Here is a 1657-nt window from a genome sequence, read left to right on the forward strand (position 1 = left end):
CCCACCCGCCCTCCGGGCGGGTCGTCGCGCGTTCGCGTACCGCGCGGGGCGCGGTGGCGGCGTGGCCGCCCCTGACGCGCGTAGCGCGCCAAAAGGTGCCCCTATGGGTTTCGTCAAGCGGTCGCGGTGGTGGGGGCCTGGTAGAACGTGCCGTCTCGGAGCATGGCGAAGAGGACATCGATGCGGCGGCGTGCGAGGGAGACGAGGGCAGCGACGTGGTGCTTTCCTTCGCGGCGTTTCCTGTCGTAGTAGGCGCGTGACTCCGGTTGGGAGAGTGACGCGAATGCGGCGAGGTAGAAGGCGCGTTTGAGTTGCTTGTTGCCGCGTCGGGAGCGGTGTTCGCCGCGGATGGACGATCCTGAGGTCCTGGTGACCGGTGCCAGGCCGGCGTAAGCGGCCAGGTGTCCGGCGCTGGCGAAGGAGCTGCCGTCACCGACGTCGATGAGGATGCGGGCGCAGGTCCTGACCCCGATGCCGGGCATGGAGGTCAGGACCTGGGAAAGAGGGTGGGCCTCCAGTAGTTCCTCGATCCGTGCGGCGAGGAGTTTGCGCTGGTCCAGCACGGATCTCAGCGATGAGACGAGGCTGGGGATGATCAGCGCGGCGGCGTCGGTTCCCGGCACGACCACGGTCTGCTCGTCGAGTGCGGCGAAGATGTCCTCGACCAGGCGTTCGGCCATGCGTGGTGCCTTCGGCCGCAGCAGAGCGACCAGCCGGCGTCGGCCGGCCCTCCTGATGTGGGCCGGGGAGCCGAAGCGTTCGAGCAGCGTGAGCACGGCAGGGTGGTCCAGGCGGGGGCCCAGGACGCGTTCCAGCGATGGATGGATCTGCGTGAGCAGGCCCCGCAGCCGGTTCTTGGTCCGCGTGGACTCGGTGACCAGGTCGTCATCGAACCCGACGATCATCTCCAGCTCGGCTACGGTCTCGTCGGCGAGCTCGATCGTTCGCAACGTGTGTGGCATGGTCCGTGCGGCGTCCGCGATGACCTGGGCGTCCCGGGCGTCGGTCTTGGCCTCGCCCGGGTAGAGGTCGGCGATCCGACGCATCGTCAGGCCCGGGAGGTAGGCGACGCGGCAGCCCGCGTCGCGGGCGACGGCCAGCGGCAGGGCGCCTATGGAGGCGGGCTGGTCGAGACCACCAGCACGGTGCCGTGCTTGGCCTGGAGCTTGGCGAACACCTCACGCAGCTTCGGCTCGGTGTTGGGCAGCCGCTTGTCGAAGACCCTCTTGCCCGCCGTCGTCAGGGCGGTGGCATGATGTTCGCCCTTGCCGACGTCCAGGCCGAGGTAGACGCCGATGCCGCCGTCGTCGGTCACGTGCATACTCCTGTGTTCGAACTCTTCCCGGCCTCACCCGCGGCATCAGCGTGCCGGCATCCACGTTACGAAGAGCCTGCGTCACCCGGTCCGGGATCAGCGCTCGTGCCCCTAATCAGCGGTCTGCCGATGCCTCCGGCACCCGGTGACACCACCTTTTCGATCATGATCGACTGGGGGCACAAGTCATGCCGGGCCCGGAGGCCGGGAGCCCCGTTGCAGGGCCACGAAGAAGGTAACGGGGGCGGGTGGGGAGAACTCCCGGCGCGAAGCGCCTGCGGCGGCGCAACCGCCGCAGGCCCCCGGCCGCGCCGTCCGCGCGCAGCGCGCAAAGGGTTGGGC

Annotated in this window: 1 pseudogene; it reads right to left on the reverse strand. The window is 69.6% G+C overall.

Annotation, left to right across the window (positions count from 1 at the left end):
* Positions 1-113: 113 nt before the first annotated feature.
* Positions 114-1321 (reverse strand): annotated as a pseudogene (locus tag E1265_RS36065) (IS110 family transposase).
* Between the last annotated feature and the right edge of the window lie 336 nt (positions 1322-1657).

This window comes from Streptomyces sp. 8K308, assembly GCF_004348315.1.
Lineage (GTDB): Bacteria > Actinomycetota > Actinomycetes > Streptomycetales > Streptomycetaceae > Streptomyces.